General features: G+C 60.1%; 14 protein-coding genes. 6 read left to right on the top strand and 8 right to left on the bottom strand.

Annotation, left to right across the window (positions count from 1 at the left end; genetic code table 11):
* Nucleotides 1–91: 91 nt before the first annotated feature.
* From AAC083_RS18060 to hslR, 8 genes are all read right to left on the bottom strand, one after another.
* Entirely contained in the window at nt 92–559 is a 468-nt protein-coding gene (locus AAC083_RS18060) for an outer membrane lipoprotein (protein ID WP_108537338.1), read from the bottom strand.
* 138 nt (nt 560–697) lie between these two features.
* Nucleotides 698–1,150 (bottom strand): GNAT family N-acetyltransferase, encoded by a 453-nt coding sequence (locus AAC083_RS18055; protein WP_108537337.1) that lies wholly within the window; start codon nt 1,148–1,150, stop codon nt 698–700.
* A gap of 122 nt (nt 1,151–1,272) precedes the next feature.
* Nucleotides 1,273–1,677 carry a nitrous oxide-stimulated promoter family protein gene (locus AAC083_RS18050; RefSeq protein ID WP_042038921.1) on the bottom strand — a complete coding sequence of 135 codons (405 nt, stop codon included), beginning with the start codon at nt 1,675–1,677 and terminating at the stop codon, nt 1,273–1,275.
* An 87-nt stretch (nt 1,678–1,764) separates the two neighbouring features.
* The gene (locus AAC083_RS18045; protein ID WP_108537336.1) at nt 1,765–3,567 is read right to left on the bottom strand and encodes an aminopeptidase P family protein; all 1,803 of its coding nucleotides are present in this window, start codon (nt 3,565–3,567) and stop codon (nt 1,765–1,767) included.
* Between the two features lie 33 nt (nt 3,568–3,600).
* Nucleotides 3,601–4,266: a GntR family transcriptional regulator gene (locus AAC083_RS18040; protein ID WP_042038681.1), complete on the bottom strand. Its 666-nt coding sequence runs from the start codon at nt 4,264–4,266 to the stop codon at nt 3,601–3,603.
* Between the two features lie 178 nt (nt 4,267–4,444).
* Nucleotides 4,445–6,070 (bottom strand): phosphoenolpyruvate carboxykinase (ATP), encoded by a 1,626-nt coding sequence (gene pckA / locus AAC083_RS18035; protein ID WP_108537335.1) that lies wholly within the window; start codon nt 6,068–6,070, stop codon nt 4,445–4,447.
* Between the two features lie 149 nt (nt 6,071–6,219).
* Complete coding sequence (gene hslO, locus AAC083_RS18030; protein WP_042038683.1) at nt 6,220–7,104, bottom strand: Hsp33 family molecular chaperone HslO; 885 nt, start codon at nt 7,102–7,104, stop codon at nt 6,220–6,222.
* Nucleotides 7,105–7,212: 108 nt separating this feature from the next.
* Nucleotides 7,213–7,611 carry a ribosome-associated heat shock protein Hsp15 gene (gene hslR / locus AAC083_RS18025; RefSeq protein WP_042038685.1) on the bottom strand — a complete coding sequence of 133 codons (399 nt, stop codon included), beginning with the start codon at nt 7,609–7,611 and terminating at the stop codon, nt 7,213–7,215.
* A gap of 214 nt (nt 7,612–7,825) precedes the next feature.
* Between hslR and exeC the strand changes: the two genes are divergently transcribed.
* The 6 genes from exeC to exeH all read left to right on the top strand — a co-directional run bounded on the left by exeC (nt 7,826) and on the right by exeH (nt 14,757).
* Nucleotides 7,826–8,674, top strand: coding sequence for a GspC family type II secretion system variant ExeC (exeC, locus tag AAC083_RS18020; protein ID WP_275929774.1), 849 nt, complete (start codon nt 7,826–7,828; stop codon nt 8,672–8,674).
* Between the two features lie 21 nt (nt 8,675–8,695).
* The gene (gene exeD, locus AAC083_RS18015; protein ID WP_108537331.1) at nt 8,696–10,726 is read left to right on the top strand and encodes a GspD family T2SS secretin variant ExeD; all 2,031 of its coding nucleotides are present in this window, start codon (nt 8,696–8,698) and stop codon (nt 10,724–10,726) included.
* On the top strand, nt 10,726–12,231 hold the full coding sequence (gene exeE / locus AAC083_RS18010; RefSeq protein ID WP_108537330.1) for a GspE family T2SS ATPase variant ExeE: 1,506 nt from the start codon (nt 10,726–10,728) through the stop codon (nt 12,229–12,231). Before exeD ends, exeE begins: the two co-directional genes overlap by 1 nt.
* 111 nt (nt 12,232–12,342) lie before the next feature.
* Nucleotides 12,343–13,563, top strand: a complete 1,221-nt coding sequence (gene exeF, locus AAC083_RS18005; protein WP_108537329.1) for a GspF family T2SS innner membrane protein variant ExeF — start codon at nt 12,343–12,345, stop codon at nt 13,561–13,563.
* Nucleotides 13,564–13,714: 151 nt separating this feature from the next.
* Nucleotides 13,715–14,146, top strand: a complete 432-nt coding sequence (gene exeG / locus AAC083_RS18000; protein ID WP_042038692.1) for a GspG family T2SS major pseudopilin variant ExeG — start codon at nt 13,715–13,717, stop codon at nt 14,144–14,146.
* Nucleotides 14,147–14,190: 44 nt separating this feature from the next.
* The gene (gene exeH / locus AAC083_RS17995) at nt 14,191–14,757 is read left to right on the top strand and encodes a GspH family T2SS minor pseudopilin variant ExeH (protein ID WP_042038922.1); all 567 of its coding nucleotides are present in this window, start codon (nt 14,191–14,193) and stop codon (nt 14,755–14,757) included.
* The last annotated feature ends 131 nt before the right edge of the window (nt 14,758–14,888 follow it).

Below are 14,888 nucleotides of genomic sequence, written 5' to 3'. Positions count from 1 at the left end.
TCACACATCAGAAGGATCGGTCAATGGATCCTTAACTGATCGGCATTATCGCAGTGCGAGGGCTTTTTCGTGGGCAGCTGGTGGCGTGTGTTTAGTTCACCACAGCCACGTTGACCCTGCCGTTGCTCTGGGTCATACGAACCCGTGCGCCGGTAGTGAAGGTGGGGCTGGCTTTTTGTACCACTACGATGATTTCGCCGGTATCTCTTTTGATCTCGAGCTCGACGCCGTCAACCTGATTCAACCTGTTGCCGATGGCGTTGCCTGCCGCCGCGCCGCCAATGGCACCGCCGGCAGTGGCAAGGTTACGGCCGGAGCCACCACCTATGGTGCTGCCTAGCAGGCCACCGACTACGCCACCACCTATGGTTCCCAAAACAGACTCATCTTGGGCTTGGATCGTGACGGGACGGGTGGAGGTGATGGTGCCGAAGCTGACAGTCTGCACCTGTTTGGCGCGATCCCTCGTGTAGACGTCGCCAGAGAAAACATTGCTATTGGCGCAGCCAGTGACGGTCGTTGCGGCCAACAGGGCAATAAGAGTCATTCGTTTCAACATGAGGGGCCTCCTGGGCTGGCATCTGATCTGGTTAATTCGGTTAGTGAGTTTAACTTTACGCTAAGCGGATTGAGCATGACACCCGCAAAGTGTAACCAATTATCAGACTCGGGGGGAGAGAGGTTGTCAGCGGCCGGGTCAGCCAAGCCGTTTTTCCAGCAGCAGGCGAGCTTCATCCGGGCCAAAATAGTCGCGCTCCTCGGCAAGTTTTTGATAACCAAGTCGAAAGTAGAGGCGTTGGGCCGGATTGGCGGGATCCACTGTCAGCCTGACGCGTTCGACCCGCAAGTCTGTCAGCGCCTGCTCCACCTTTAGCATCATGCGCTCGGCGAGGCCGAAGCCGCGCGCCTCGGGCAACACAGCCAGTGAGAGCAGCCAGCCTTGCGACCGATTCTGTCCCAGCCCGCCCAGGGCATAGCCCAGCAGCCTGCCATCCAGTTCGGCGACCAGCAGCAGCTCGGGCCACAGATCCATGGCCTGACGGAAGAAGAAGCCGGGGTAGGTATCCTCCCCGAAGACGTCGACATCTATCTGCCAGATGGCGTGCATGTCGGTGTGGCGAGCCACTCTCAAAATGGGGGGCTGATGCATCCGGGTTCCTGTCATTGCATGCGTGCTGCCGTGCGGCAGTCAAAAAAGGAGCACAGGTTAGTGGGCCAGCCGGACTGATGCAAGCTGGTCTGGTGATGGGGCTGGCGCCGCAGCTGCCAGATTCAGGGTGGCAGGGGCCGATTGCTGGGCAATCTGGGGGCCTTGCGACGGCTGTCCAGCAGGTGGTGCAGGGCGAGCCAGGGGTGATGCCACAGCATGCGAAGGCCGCTCCACTTCATGATCAGTTGTATCTGTTTGCGCATGGCCGGGGCATAGCAGTGGATGTTGCAGTTGGCACAGGTGGGTTTGTGGCCGTGACCATAGCGGCAGCGCCGCAGGCGCTGGTGGGCGAATGCTTGCAACTGCTGGCAGTGCCGGCAGGCGGGATCCTGATGATGGTGGTCGCAGTAGAGGCGGATCATGGCGCTGACCGTCTGCTGCTCGCGCATGAGTCGGGGGTGGTCACTCGCCTGTTTGCTGACTGCGGCGTGTGAGCCCCGGGCTGGGCTGGCATGATGACTTTTCATGGTCGCCATTCTCCTGACCTGCTCGTTTGGGGTGTTGATACAGGTCAAAAGGGGGGAGAAAAAACAGGGCCCGCAGGCCCTGTGTCATCAGATGAGGCTGGTTGCCTGCTCCAGCCAGGCGAGATCCTCGCCCTCAAGCAGTGGGCTCAGGCGGCGGAACACCTCGACATGGTATTCGTTGATCCAGCGGAACTCTGCCGGGCTCAGCAGACTGCGGTCGATGAGGCGAGTATCGAACGGCACATAAGTCAGCCGTTCGAAGCCCAGCATGGGCAGCTCGCCGACCTGTTCCTGCTCGGTCACCACCACCAGGTTTTCGCAGCGGATGCCGAACGCATCTTCGCGGTAGTAACCCGGCTCGTTGGAGAGAACCATGCCCGGCTGCAGGGCCACCAGGCTGCCCTTGGGGGAGATGCGCTGGGGGCCTTCATGCACACTCAGGAAGTGGCCGACCCCGTGACCGGTGCCGTGGTCATAGTTGTAACCGGCTTGCCACAGCGGCATGCGGGCCAGTACGTCGAGCTGGATGCCGGCGGTGCCGCGTGGGAAGCGGGCCTGATCCAGTGCGATATGGCCCTGCAGTACCCGGGTAAACATCGCTTTCTGCTCGTCGCTCACCTTACCCACCTTGATAGTACGGGTGATGTCGGTGGTGCCATCCATATATTGCGCGCCGGAATCCAGCAGATAGAGGCTGTCCTGACCGAAGGGGCGCGGGGTGCCATTGGTGTGACGGTAGTGGCACATGGCGGCGTTGGGGCCAAGAGCGGAAATGGTATCGAAGCTCGGCTCGACATAGTGCTCCTGCTCACGGCGGAATGCTTCCACCTGATCGGCCAGGGTGCCTTCATCCACCCCCTCGAACTCGCCGGAGACGATCAGCCGATCCAGCCAGGCAAGGAAGCGGGTGACGGCGACGCCATCGCGCAGATGGGCGGCGCGCATGCCGGTCAGCTCGACCTCGTTCTTGCACGCCTTCGGCAGCATGGTCGGATCCTGGCCGGCCACCAGGATGGCACCTGCCTCTTCCATGATGAGCTGGGTCCAGGCGTTGGCCGTGTTGGGGTCGGCCAGCACTTTTTGCTGGTCTTCACCAATGCGTTGCAGCACGTCACCCAGCTTGTCGATGGGGTAGACGGAGACGTCTTGGCCAACGTGTTGGGTGAAGGCGAAGCAGTCAATTTTGTCGGTGTCGACGAAGAAATCCATGCTGGTGTTGGCGTAGAGCACGGCAAAGCCCAGCACCACAGGCAGCCGTGCCACATCGCGACCACGCAGGTTGAGCAGCCAGTTGATGGGCTCGGCCTGGGTCAGCAGCACCGCATCCAGCCCGCGCTTGCGCAGATCTGCCGCCAGCAGTTCACGCTTGGCCTGGCTCGACTGGCCGGCCAGCTCTTCGCTGTAGAGGATGACCGGGGTCTTGGTCGGCATGGGGCGATCGCTCCAGTGCAGATCGATGGGGTTCTGTTCCACGCGTACCAGCTCGATACCACGCTCGGTCAACACGGCCTTGGCGTGTCGATACCAGGCCAGGCTGTGCAGGCGGGGGTCGAAACCGACCCGGGAGCCGGACGGCAGCTGATCCGCCAGCCACTGGACGTGGGGATCTTCATTGAGGTGGAGAAACTCAAACAGCTCGGCCGGTGCCTGCATACGGGCCTGCACAGTGTAACGACCATCGATGAACAGGGCCGCCCGCTGCGACATGATGATGGCGAGCCCGGCGGAGCCGTTGAAACCGGTGATCCAGTCCAGACGCTCGGCGTAGGCGGGAATGTACTCGCCCAGGTGCTCGTCATCGTGGGGGACGATAAACGCGTCCAGCTCCTGCAGGGCCAGCACGGCTCTGACTTGGGCCACGTGGGTTTCAATTATCTCGAAATGATTCATGTCGTTAGTGCCAGATGGTTGCTATATGAGTGTTCAGTTTTTATGGCCACTATCCAGGATCCGTTTGATCGACTGGCCTGCCGCTTCGATATGTTGTTTGAGCAGTACCACTGCCTCGTGCTTGCGCCGGGCGCGGCACAACTCCAGCAGTTGGGCGTGTTCACGCTCCGCCTTGTCCACGCCGTCGCTGGCAAACAGCAACTCGAAGCGGACATAGCGGTCACAGCTCAGATTTATCTGGGCGATCAGTTCAAGTGCCTGGGGGCGACCGGCTGCCTGATAGAGGGTGGCGTGAAAGCTGTGGTTCAATTCGGCCCAGTGTTCGATCTGGGTGCCTGATTCGAGCGCCTGATCAAACTGGGCGAGGATCGCCTCCGCTTGCGCGAAAGTGGCTTCCGTCATCTTGTCGACGGCGTGAAACAGGGTATCGGCTTCCAGCAGGGCTCGCAAATAAAAGAGCTCCTCGATGGCCGAAGTGTCCAGCATGGTGACCACGGCGCCGCGGTGGGCCTCGAACTTCACCAGCCCCTGGGCCTCCAGCTGCATCAAGGCTTCCCGCACCGGAATGCGGCTCACCGCCAGCTCCTTGGCGATGGCATCCTGACGCAGGGGGGCGCCGGCGGGGAATTCGCCACGCAGGATCCGGCCACGGAGGTTTTCCATCACCATCTGGGTTCGGGTCTTGTAGGGTGGGGTCATGGTCGGGTCACAGGGGAATCGTTACGAAATTGTATATTGTATAAAGTTGGGCTGAATCTAACGTGCAACCGCACACAAGGCAAGGTTTGGCGGGGATCAAACGCCGCTCTCTGGTTAAAAAAATACCGGTCAGCAGGGCTGACCGGTATGGATGTCGGTAAGAGAAGGGGGGCGGGTGTTACAGCTGCGGACCCGCAGCAATCAGGCGCTTGCCCTCTTCGTTATCGGTGAAGCGCTCGAAGTTCTTGATGAAGCGCTGGGCCAGATCCTGGGCCTTGGCATCCCACTCTGCCTTATTGGCATAAGTGTCGCGCGGGTCGAGGATTGCCGGGTTCACGTCGTGCAGCGCGGTCGGCACTTCCAGATTGAAGATCGGCAGCACCTTGGTCTCGGCCTTCTCGATGGAGCCATCCAGGATGGCGTCGATGATGGCGCGGGTATCCTTGATGGAGATGCGCTTGCCGGTGCCGTTCCAGCCGGTGTTGACCAGATAGGCTTCTGCGCCGGCCGCTTCCATCCGTTTCACTAATTCCTGGCCGTACTTGGTCGGGTGCAGACTGAGGAAGGCGGCGCCGAAGCAGGAGGAGAAGGTCGGCGTCGGTTCTGTGATGCCACGCTCGGTACCGGCCAGTTTGGCGGTGAAGCCGGACAGGAAGTGGTACTTGGTCTGCTCCTTGGTCAGCTTGGAGACAGGGGGCAGCACACCGAAGGCATCGGCAGTCAGGAAGATCACCTTGTTGGCATGACCCGCCTTGGAGATCGGCTTGACGATGTTCTCGATGTGATAGATGGGGTAGGAGACCCGGGTGTTCTCGGTCTTGGAGCCATCATCGAAGTCGATGGTGCCATCGGCGGCGACGGTCACGTTCTCCAGCAGCGCATCGCGACGGATGGCGTGGTAGATGTCCGGCTCGGCTTCCTTGGAGAGCTTGATGGTCTTGGCGTAGCAACCCCCTTCGAAGTTGAACACGCCGTGGTCATCCCAACCGTGCTCGTCATCGCCGATAAGCGCACGCTTGGGATCGGTGGAGAGGGTGGTTTTGCCGGTGCCGGAGAGACCGAAGAAGACGGCGACGTCGCCGTCCTGACCCACGTTGGCGGAGCAGTGCATGGAGGCAATACCGCGCAGAGGGAGGAAGTAGTTCATCATGGAGAACATGCCCTTCTTCATCTCGCCACCGTACCAGGTGCCACCGATGAGCTGCATCTTCTCGGTCATGTTGAAGGCGACGAAGTTCTCGGAGTTGAGACCCTGCTCCTTCCAGTTCGGGTTGGTGCACTTGGCACCGTTCATCACCACGAAGTCAGGTTTGAAGGTTTTCAGCTCTTCATCGCTCGGGCGAATGAACATGTTTTTCACGAAGTGAGCCTGCCAGGCCACCTCTGTGATGATGCGCACGGCCAGGCGGGTATCCGGGTTGGCGCCGCAGAAGCCATCGACCACAAACAGGCGTTTGCCGGAAAGTTGTGTGGTCACCAGGGATTTCAGATGTGACCACACTTCCGGGGTAATCGCTTTGTTATCGTTTTTACCCTGATCAGACCACCACACAGTATTCTGGGTGGTGGCGTCTTTGACGATATATTTATCTTTCGGGGAGCGGCCGGTGAAGATGCCGGTATTGACGTTGACGGCACCCAGCTCGGTCACCACGCCGCGCTCGAACCCTTCCAGGTCAGAACGTGTCTCTTCCGCGAAAAGCTGATCGTAAGAGGGGTTGCGAACGATTTCTTGGCTGTTTTTGATACCGTACTGGTCCAGTTCTAATTGTTGGGCCAGGGTGGGTTCTGCCACGATTGTCATTGTATTCTCCTGGGGTCAGAGGTGTGTAGGGTTCTATCTGGCGTTTATCCTATCACTTAGGTGGTAGGGTTTAGCGATCGCCATCAAACTTTATAAAATAGGGTGTTTTTTTGTTATTTAAGTTAAAGGCGGGTTTTGCCCGCCTTCAATTAGTGTAACTTGTTTGCATCATTATCGGGAGCCCTGCTGAACAGGGTTTCGACGTCGATCCCATCGAATTGGTACTGGGCGCCGCAATAATCACAATGCATGTCGATCTTGCCGAGCTCCTGCACCATCTCCATCACCTCTTCCTTTTCTATCTGCAACAGGGCTCCTTCGCAGCGTGCGCGGGAGCAGGTGCAGCGGAACTCGACCGCCTGCGGGTCGAACACCCGCACCTTGTCCTGGTGGTAGAGCCGGTAGAGGATCTCTTCGGCTTCCAGGCCGAACAGCTCTGCATCCTTGATGGTGGCGGTGAGCTGGGTCAGGTGATCAAAATCTGCGCTGTGATCCTCGCTCTGGGCGGGCAGTGCCTGCAGCAGTATGCCGGCGGCACGCGGTGCGCCTTCGTGGTAGCCGGTACGGATCCACAGCTTGGTGGCCAGCTGTTCCGACTGGGCAAAGTAGTGCTCCAGGCAGCCAGCCAGGGTGTCTGCGTCCAGCGCTATGATGCCTTGGTAGCGTTCACCCTGCTCCGGGGTGATGGTGATGATCAGCTGGCCTTCACCGATCAGGCTTTGCAGCTTGCCATCGTTTGGCAGCTCGCCCTCAAAACGGGCCACACCGCGCAGTTGCTGGTTGTTGTCACCGTTGATGACGGCGAGGCGCACCGGGCCATCGCCCTGCAACTGCACCGTGATGGAGCCTTCAAACTTGAGGGTGGCGGTCAGCAGGCTGGTGGCAACCAGCAGCTCACCCAGGAGTTTTTGCACCTGCACCGGGTAGTTCTGGGCTTCCACTACGTGGCGGTAGGTATGGTCCAGCTGGACCAGCTCACCCCGGACTTCGTACTCTTCAAACAGATAGCGATACAGGAGATCTTGGTTACTCATCATGCATTCCTGGGTTCTTAGGTGAGGTAAATAGATAAAAATATTATTAAACAGTTGGTTAGGAACTTATCCCGCCTCCTGTCGTCATAAAAGGGCCACGTTGGCGAGTCAGTATTGCTTGACCTTGATCAGCTGGCGTCGCTCTTGCTTGTCGGGGCGGCGCTCGGGGCTTGGGGCAAACTGGCTGTTGAAGCGGCGCGCCTCGCTGTTTTCGGCCCGTTTTTTCAGGCTGGCTGCTGTCTCTTCATAGAGCAGTTGGGCCAGCGGTGCGGACTTGCGCTGTTCGCTCACTTGCAGCACCCGCACCTCCCGTTCGTCCTGGCCTTGCCAGACACGGATGAGGGCACCGGCTTCGACGGCCTTGCCCGGCTTGCTGCGCTGGCCGTTGTAGTGCACCTTGCCCCCTTCAATCTGATCGCGGGCCAGGCTGCGGGTTTTGTAAAAACGCGCCGCCCACAACCATTTGTCGAGGCGGACCTGGGTTGTGGTTTCTGCGGGATTCGGCATGAATCGACTCCGGGATGGCTGAAAGGGGAGCCTGATTATACCAGAGGCAGGCCTCGGGATAGAAACGGGGGGGCTTATGGTGTGACGCAATGTCAATTTTCGCAGCTTCATCCCATCCGGTCGGTTGTCTCTGGGTCCATTGCCGTACACAATAGCCAACCGATTTGGATGCCAGAATATATTGATAAACATGACGCTACCGTTCAGGGATGACTTGTTGAGCTCCCTTCTGGCCCGTTGCAAAACCGTGCCGCTCTCCCGTTTCAGCCAGCCTCTGTTCTGGCTTCTGCTGCTGTTGCTGGCCCACCAGTGTGCCGGTCTTACCTGGCGTCTGCTGGATCTCGGCAGCCAGCAAGCCAGCCAACCCTGGCAACCGGCCATGGTCTCCAGTCCGGGCCAGGGAACGGCCCGACTCGATCTCAGCGGTATCAGCCGGCTGGCGCTGTTTGGCAAGGCGAAGCAACAGGCCCAAGCGGCCGATGCTGTCGCCGCCGATGCTCCCAAGACTCAGCTCAACGCCCAGCTCAACGGTGTGCTGGCGAGTTCTGACCCGGCCAAATCCATCGCCATCATCGCCCACAACGGTGTGCAGAACTCCTATGGCATCGGTGATTTCATCGATGGCACCCAGGCCAAAATTCGTCAGGTGTTTGCCGATCGTGTCATCATAGAGCGGGACGGGCGGGACGAGACCCTGATGCTGGACGGGGAAGAGTACGGCAAGCCACTGCCCAAGGCGGGCAATCAGGATGACAAGCTCTCCTCGGTGCGCACCGAACTGCTGGGCAACCCCGGCAAGATCACCGATTACCTCAATATTTCCCCAGTACGGGTGGATGGTCGCATGGTCGGCTATCGCCTCAATCCGGGCAGCAATCCAGAGCTGTTCAATCAACTCGGTCTGGTCGCCAACGACATGGCGGTCAGCATCAATGGCCTCGATTTGCGGGATAACGCTCAGGCCATGCAGGCAATGCAGCAGGTGGCTGGCGCCACGGAAATGACCGTCACCGTCGAGCGGCAAGGACAGCTCTATGACGTTTATGTCGGCTTGTCAGAATAATGATTTGGAGTAGCACCAAGAATGATAAATAAAGGGAATGGCTGGCGTCTGGCCACGGTTGCGGCGGCGCTGATGATGGCAGGTTCTGCCTGGGCCACCGAGTATTCTGCCAGCTTCAAGAATGCCGACATCGAAGAGTTCATCAACACGGTCGGCAAGAACCTGAGCAAGACCATCATCATAGAGCCTTCGGTGCGCGGCAAGATCAACGTCCGCAGTTACGACCTGCTCAACGAGGAGCAGTACTACCAGTTCTTCCTGAGCGTGCTCGATGTCTATGGCTTCGCTGTGGTGCCTATGGATAACGGTGTGCTCAAGGTGGTGCGCTCCAAGGATGCCAAGACCTCTGCCATCCCTGTGGTGGATGAGACCAACCCGGGCATAGGCGACGAGATGGTGACCCGGGTGGTGCCGGTGCGTAACGTCTCGGTGCGCGAACTGGCTCCTCTGCTGCGTCAGCTCAATGACAACGCCGGTGGCGGCAACGTGGTTCATTACGACCCCTCCAACGTGCTGCTCATTACGGGCCGTGCCGCTGTGGTCAACCGTCTGGTGGAAGTGGTACGCCGGGTCGACAAGGCGGGCGATCAGGAAGTGGACATCATCAAGCTGAAATATGCCTCCGCCGGCGAGATGGTGCGGCTGGTGACCAACCTCAACAAGGATGGCAACAGTCAGGGCGGCAACACCTCCCTGCTGCTGGCCCCCAAGGTGGTGGCCGACGAGCGCACCAACTCGGTGGTGGTCAGTGGTGAACCCAAGGCGCGGGCCCGCATCATACAGATGGTGCGCCAGCTCGATCGGGATCTGCAGAGCCAGGGCAACACTCGGGTCTTCTACCTGAAATATGGCAAAGCCAAGGACATGGTGGAGGTGCTCAAGGGGGTCAGCTCCAGCATAGAAGCGGACAAGAAGGGGGGCGGCTCCACGGCCGGTGGCGGCAACGCCAGCATAGGGGGGGGCAAGTTGGCCATCTCCGCCGACGAGACCACCAATGCGCTGGTCATCACGGCCCAGCCGGATGTGATGGCCGAGCTGGAGCAGGTGGTGGCCAAGCTGGATATCCGCCGTGCCCAGGTGCTGGTGGAGGCGATCATCGTCGAAATTGCCGACGGTGACGGTCTCAACCTCGGGGTGCAGTGGGCCAATACCAACGGTGGTGGTACCCAGTTTACCAATGCCGGCCCAGGTATAGGTTCAGTGGCCATCGCCGCCAAGGATTACAAAGATAACGGTAACACCACGGGTATTGCCAAGTTGGCGGAGAATTTCAACGGCATGGCGGCCGGTTTCTACCAGGGTAACTGGGCCATGTTGGTGACGGCGCTCTCCACCAATACCAAGAGCGATATTCTTTCTACTCCGAGTATCGTCACCATGGACAACAAGGAAGCCTCCTTCAACGTCGGCCAGGAAGTGCCAGTGCAGACGGGCACCCAGAACTCCACCTCCGGTGACACCACCTTCAGCACCATAGAGCGCAAGACGGTGGGTACCAAGCTGGTAGTGACGCCGCAGATTAACGAAGGGGACTCTGTGCTGCTCACTATCGAGCAGGAGGTCTCCAGCGTGGGCAAACAAGCGACAGGAACGGACGGCCTGGGCCCCACCTTCGACACCCGCACCGTCAAGAACGCCGTGCTGGTGAAGAGTGGCGAAACCGTTGTGCTGGGCGGCCTGATGGATGAACAGACCAAGGAGGAGATCTCCAAGGTGCCTTTGCTGGGCGATATCCCTGTGCTGGGCTACCTGTTCCGCTCTACTTCCAACACCACGTCCAAGCGCAACCTGATGGTCTTTATCCGACCCACCATATTACGCGATGCCAACGTCTACTCGGGAATCTCCAGCAACAAGTACACCATGTTCCGGGCCGAGCAGCTGGAAGCGGCCGCACAGGAGGGTTACCTCACCTCGCCCAAACGTCAGGTGCTGCCTGAATATGGCCAGGATGTGGCCCAGTCGCCCGAGGTACAGAAACAGATTGAGCTGATGAAGGCGCGCCAGCAGGCGACGGCCGACGGAGCGCAGCCGTTCGTGGGTAACAAGTAATGGCGGCATACCAGCTCGATAACACGAGTTTGCCGGCGACCCTGCCCGAGCTGCCGTTCGCCTTTGCCCGCAACTTCGGTGTCGTCCTGACCGAGCGGCAGGGGACCCCTCTGCTGCAGTGCCGTCCGGGGGTGGCGCCGCAAACCCTGCTGGAGGTGCGGCGGGTGGTGGGATGCGCCTTTGAGGTGGAGCAGCTCGGCAATGACGAGTTTGAAGAGTTGTTGATGGCGCACTACCAGCGCGACTCTTCCGAGGCGCGCCAGCTGATGGAAGATCTCGGCAACGAGATGGACTTCTTCGCCTTGGCGGAAGAGCTGCCCCAGAGCGAGGATCTGCTGGACGCCGATGATGACGCCCCTATCATTCGCCTCATCAACGCCATGTTGAGCGAGGCGATAAAAGAGGAGGCGTCTGACATCCATATCGAGACGTTCGAGCGGGTGCTGGTCATTCGTTTCCGCATCGATGGCGTGCTGCGGGAGATACTGCGCCCCCATCGCAAGCTGGCATCGCTCTTGGTATCGCGCATCAAGGTCATGTCGCGGATGGACATCGCCGAGAAGCGGGTGCCGCAGGATGGCCGCATCTCGCTGCGCATCGGTGGCCGGGCGGTGGACGTGCGGGTTTCCACCATGCCGTCCAGCTACGGCGAGCGGGTGGTATTGCGTCTGCTTGACAAGAACAACGTGCGCCTCGAGCTCAAGCAGCTTGGCATGACGCTTGCCAACCGTAACATCATCAGCGAACTCATTCGCAAACCCCACGGCATCATTCTGGTGACGGGCCCGACCGGTTCGGGCAAGTCCACCACCCTCTATGCGGCGCTCTCCGAGATAAACTCCCGGGATCGCAACATTCTCACGGTCGAGGATCCCATCGAATTCGACCTCGAAGGGGTGGGCCAGACCCAAGTCAACACCAAGGTAGACATGACCTTCGCCCGTGGCCTGCGCGCCATTTTGCGGCAGGATCCGGACGTAGTGATGGTGGGGGAAATTCGCGACCTCGAGACCGCCCAGATAGCGGTGCAGGCGTCGCTCACCGGTCACCTCGTGATGTCGACCCTGCACACCAACACCGCCATCGGTGCCATCACCCGGATGCGGGACATGGGGATAGAGCCTTTCCTGCTCTCCTCGTCGCTCTTGGCAGTGCTGGCACAGCGGCTGGTGCGCACCCTCTGTCCGGATTGCCGCGCTCCGCGCCCGATTACGGAGCAGGAGCGCCTGGCCATGGGGATGGCGTTGGCGCCGGATCAGCAGGTGTGGCGCCCGGTGGGCTGCGAGCAGTGCAACCACACCGGCTATCGCGGCCGGACTGGCATTCACGAGCTGGTGGTGATCGACGAGGCGGTGCGCGAGGAGATCCACAGCGCCAGCGGTGAACTCGCCATCGAGCGATTGATCCGGGACCATACCCCCAGCATACGCCGCGACGGTATCGACAAGGTGCTCAAGGGCCAGACCAGCCTGGAAGAAGTATTGCGGGTGACCCGGGAAGATTGATGTGCGGTCAGGCAAGCGCGGCCGGACAGGCTCAGGAACACAATGCCTGATGGCAGCTAGCTGAATCGGGATAACGAGACGTCACAGTGTTAGGGCAGAGGAGCAAGAGTATTGTCAGCATTTGAATACAAAGCCCTCGACAGCAAGGGGCGCCAGAAGCAGGGGGTGACCGAGGGTGATTCGGCCCGTCAGGTGCGCCAGCAACTGCGTGAGCAGGGGCTGACCCCGCTCGAGGTGAACGAGACCACAGAGAAAGCAAAGCGGGAAGCGAATCGCTTCGTGCTGTTTCGCCGTGGCGCCTCCACCTCCGAGCTGGCCCTCATCACCCGTCAGCTGGCGACCCTGGTGGGTGCCGGTCTCACCATCGAAGAGGCGCTGCGGGCGGTGGCCGAGCAGTGCGAGAAGGCTCACCTGCGCAGTCTGGTGGCAACCGTGCGCAGCAAGGTGGTAGAAGGTTACTCGCTGGCCGATTCGCTGGGGGCCTTCCCCCACGTGTTCGATCAGCTGTTTCGCTCCATGGTGGCGGCCGGTGAAAAATCGGGCCATCTGGAGAAGGTGCTAAACCGGCTCGCCGACTACACGGAGCAGCGCCAGCACATGCGTACCAAGCTGCTGCAGGCGATGATCTACCCCATAGTCCTCACCCTGGTGGCGGTCGGGGTCATCTCGATTTTGCTCACCGCCGTGGTGCCCAAGGTGGTGGCCCAGTTTGAACACATGGGCCAGCAACTGCCTGCGACGACCCGTTTCCTCATCGGCACCAGCGAGCTGATGCAGCATTACGGCCTCTGGTTCCTGCTGCTGCTGTTTATCGGTGGGTTTGTCTGGCGCTGGTGGCTGACCGACGAGAAGCGTCGCCGTCACTGGCACCAGGTGGTGCTGCGCCTGCCGGTCATTGGCCGGGTCAGCCGTGGTCTCAACACCGCCCGCTTCGCCCGTACCCTGAGCATACTCAACGCCAGCGCCGTGCCCCTGCTGGAGGGGATGAAGATCGCCGGCGAAGTGCTCTCCAATGACTTCGCCCGTACTCGCATCAGTGAGGCCACCGAGCGGGTGCGGGAGGGGACCAGCCTGCGCAAGGCGCTGGATGAAACCAAGATTTTCCCGCCCATGATGCTGCACATGATCGCCTCTGGCGAGCAGAGCGGCGAGCTCGACAGCATGCTGGAGCGGGCGGCGGACAACCAGGACAGGGAATTTGAAACCCAGGTGAATATCGCCCTCGGCGTGTTCGAGCCCCTGCTGGTGGTCTCCATGGCCGGGGTCGTGCTGTTTATCGTGATGTCGATCCTGCAGCCGATCCTCGAGCTCAACAACATGGTGAATCTGTAAGGTTCGGGTGTTCGAATACGCTTCGCTATTCGAACCTGCAAATCCAATCGAACTCGCAGGTTCGATTAGCCGGCAGGCGTAATCGAACGATCGCGGTTTAACAGTTAATCGTTGATGGTTCATGCCATCTCATTTCGTTAGGGAGTAAGTCATGCAAAAGCGTCGTCAATCCGGTTTTACTCTGCTGGAAGTCATGGTGGTCATCGTGATCCTCGGGATCCTGGCCAGCCTGGTGGTGCCCAACCTGATGGGTAACAAAGAGAAGGCTGACCAGCAGAAAGCGGTCTCCGATATAGTGGCGCTGGAAAATGCCCTCGACATGTACAAGTTGGACAACAACCGTTACCCGACCACAGAGCAGGGCCTGGATGCCTTGGTCACCAAGCCGACCGCCGCCCCCGAGCCGCGTAGCTACCGTGACGGCGGTTACATCAAGCGCCTGCCGCAGGATCCCTGGGGCAACCCGTACCAGATGCTGAGCCCGGGCCAGTTTGGCAAGCTCGATATCTTCTCCATGGGGCTGGATGGCGAAGCCGGTACCGATGACGACATCGGCAACTGGAATCTGAAGGATTTCCAATAAGTGACTGATTGCGCTGCCATCAAGGTGCTGTGGATGAGGCAGCCGTGAGGGGCTCGTCATCGCGTCATCGCCAAGCCGGTTTCACCCTGCTGGAGGTCTTGCTGGTGGCCATGCTGATGGGGCTGGTGGCCACCGCCGTCACCCTCAGCATGGGAGGCGCCAGGGGCGATCGCGAGCTCGACAAGCAGGCGCGCCGCTTCATGGCGACTCTGCAACAGGCTCAGGAGTATTCGGTGATGGATGGCCGGCTAGTAGGGCTTCGCATCGAAGAGCATGGCTGGCAGTTCATGCAGCGCGGGGCCAAGGATCGAAAATGGCAGGCGCTGACCGGCGACAAGATCCTGGGGCAGGTACAACTGCCTGACACCATGCTGCTGGCCATCGAGCTCGAAGGGTTCAGCTGGCGGAGCGAGTCCGACGAGAAAACCGAGCAGGGTCGGGACGAGAAGGAGCGCACGCCCCAGGTGTTGATCTTCCCCGGTGGCGAGCTCAGCCCCTTCGTATTGACCCTGACCCAGCAGGATGAGGATGTGCGCTACCTGCGTACGGTCAAGGCAGATGAATTCGGCCGTTTGCAGCTGTTGCAAGATGGCGAGGAGGGGGCTGAATGAATGTCGGCGGCGTGACGCTGTTGTTGAAGGCCGGGGTGATGGTGGCGCCGCTACCGGGTCCGGGTCGGCACTCCGGGTCGGGGGTGATCACATGAACGCCCGTGGCATGACCTTGCTGGAAGTGATGGTCG

This window comes from Aeromonas sp. HMWF014 (assembly GCF_963878295.1).
GTDB classification, from domain to species: domain Bacteria; phylum Pseudomonadota; class Gammaproteobacteria; order Enterobacterales; family Aeromonadaceae; genus Aeromonas; species Aeromonas popoffii.
This window is presented reverse-complemented; position numbering and strand designations above follow the sequence as displayed.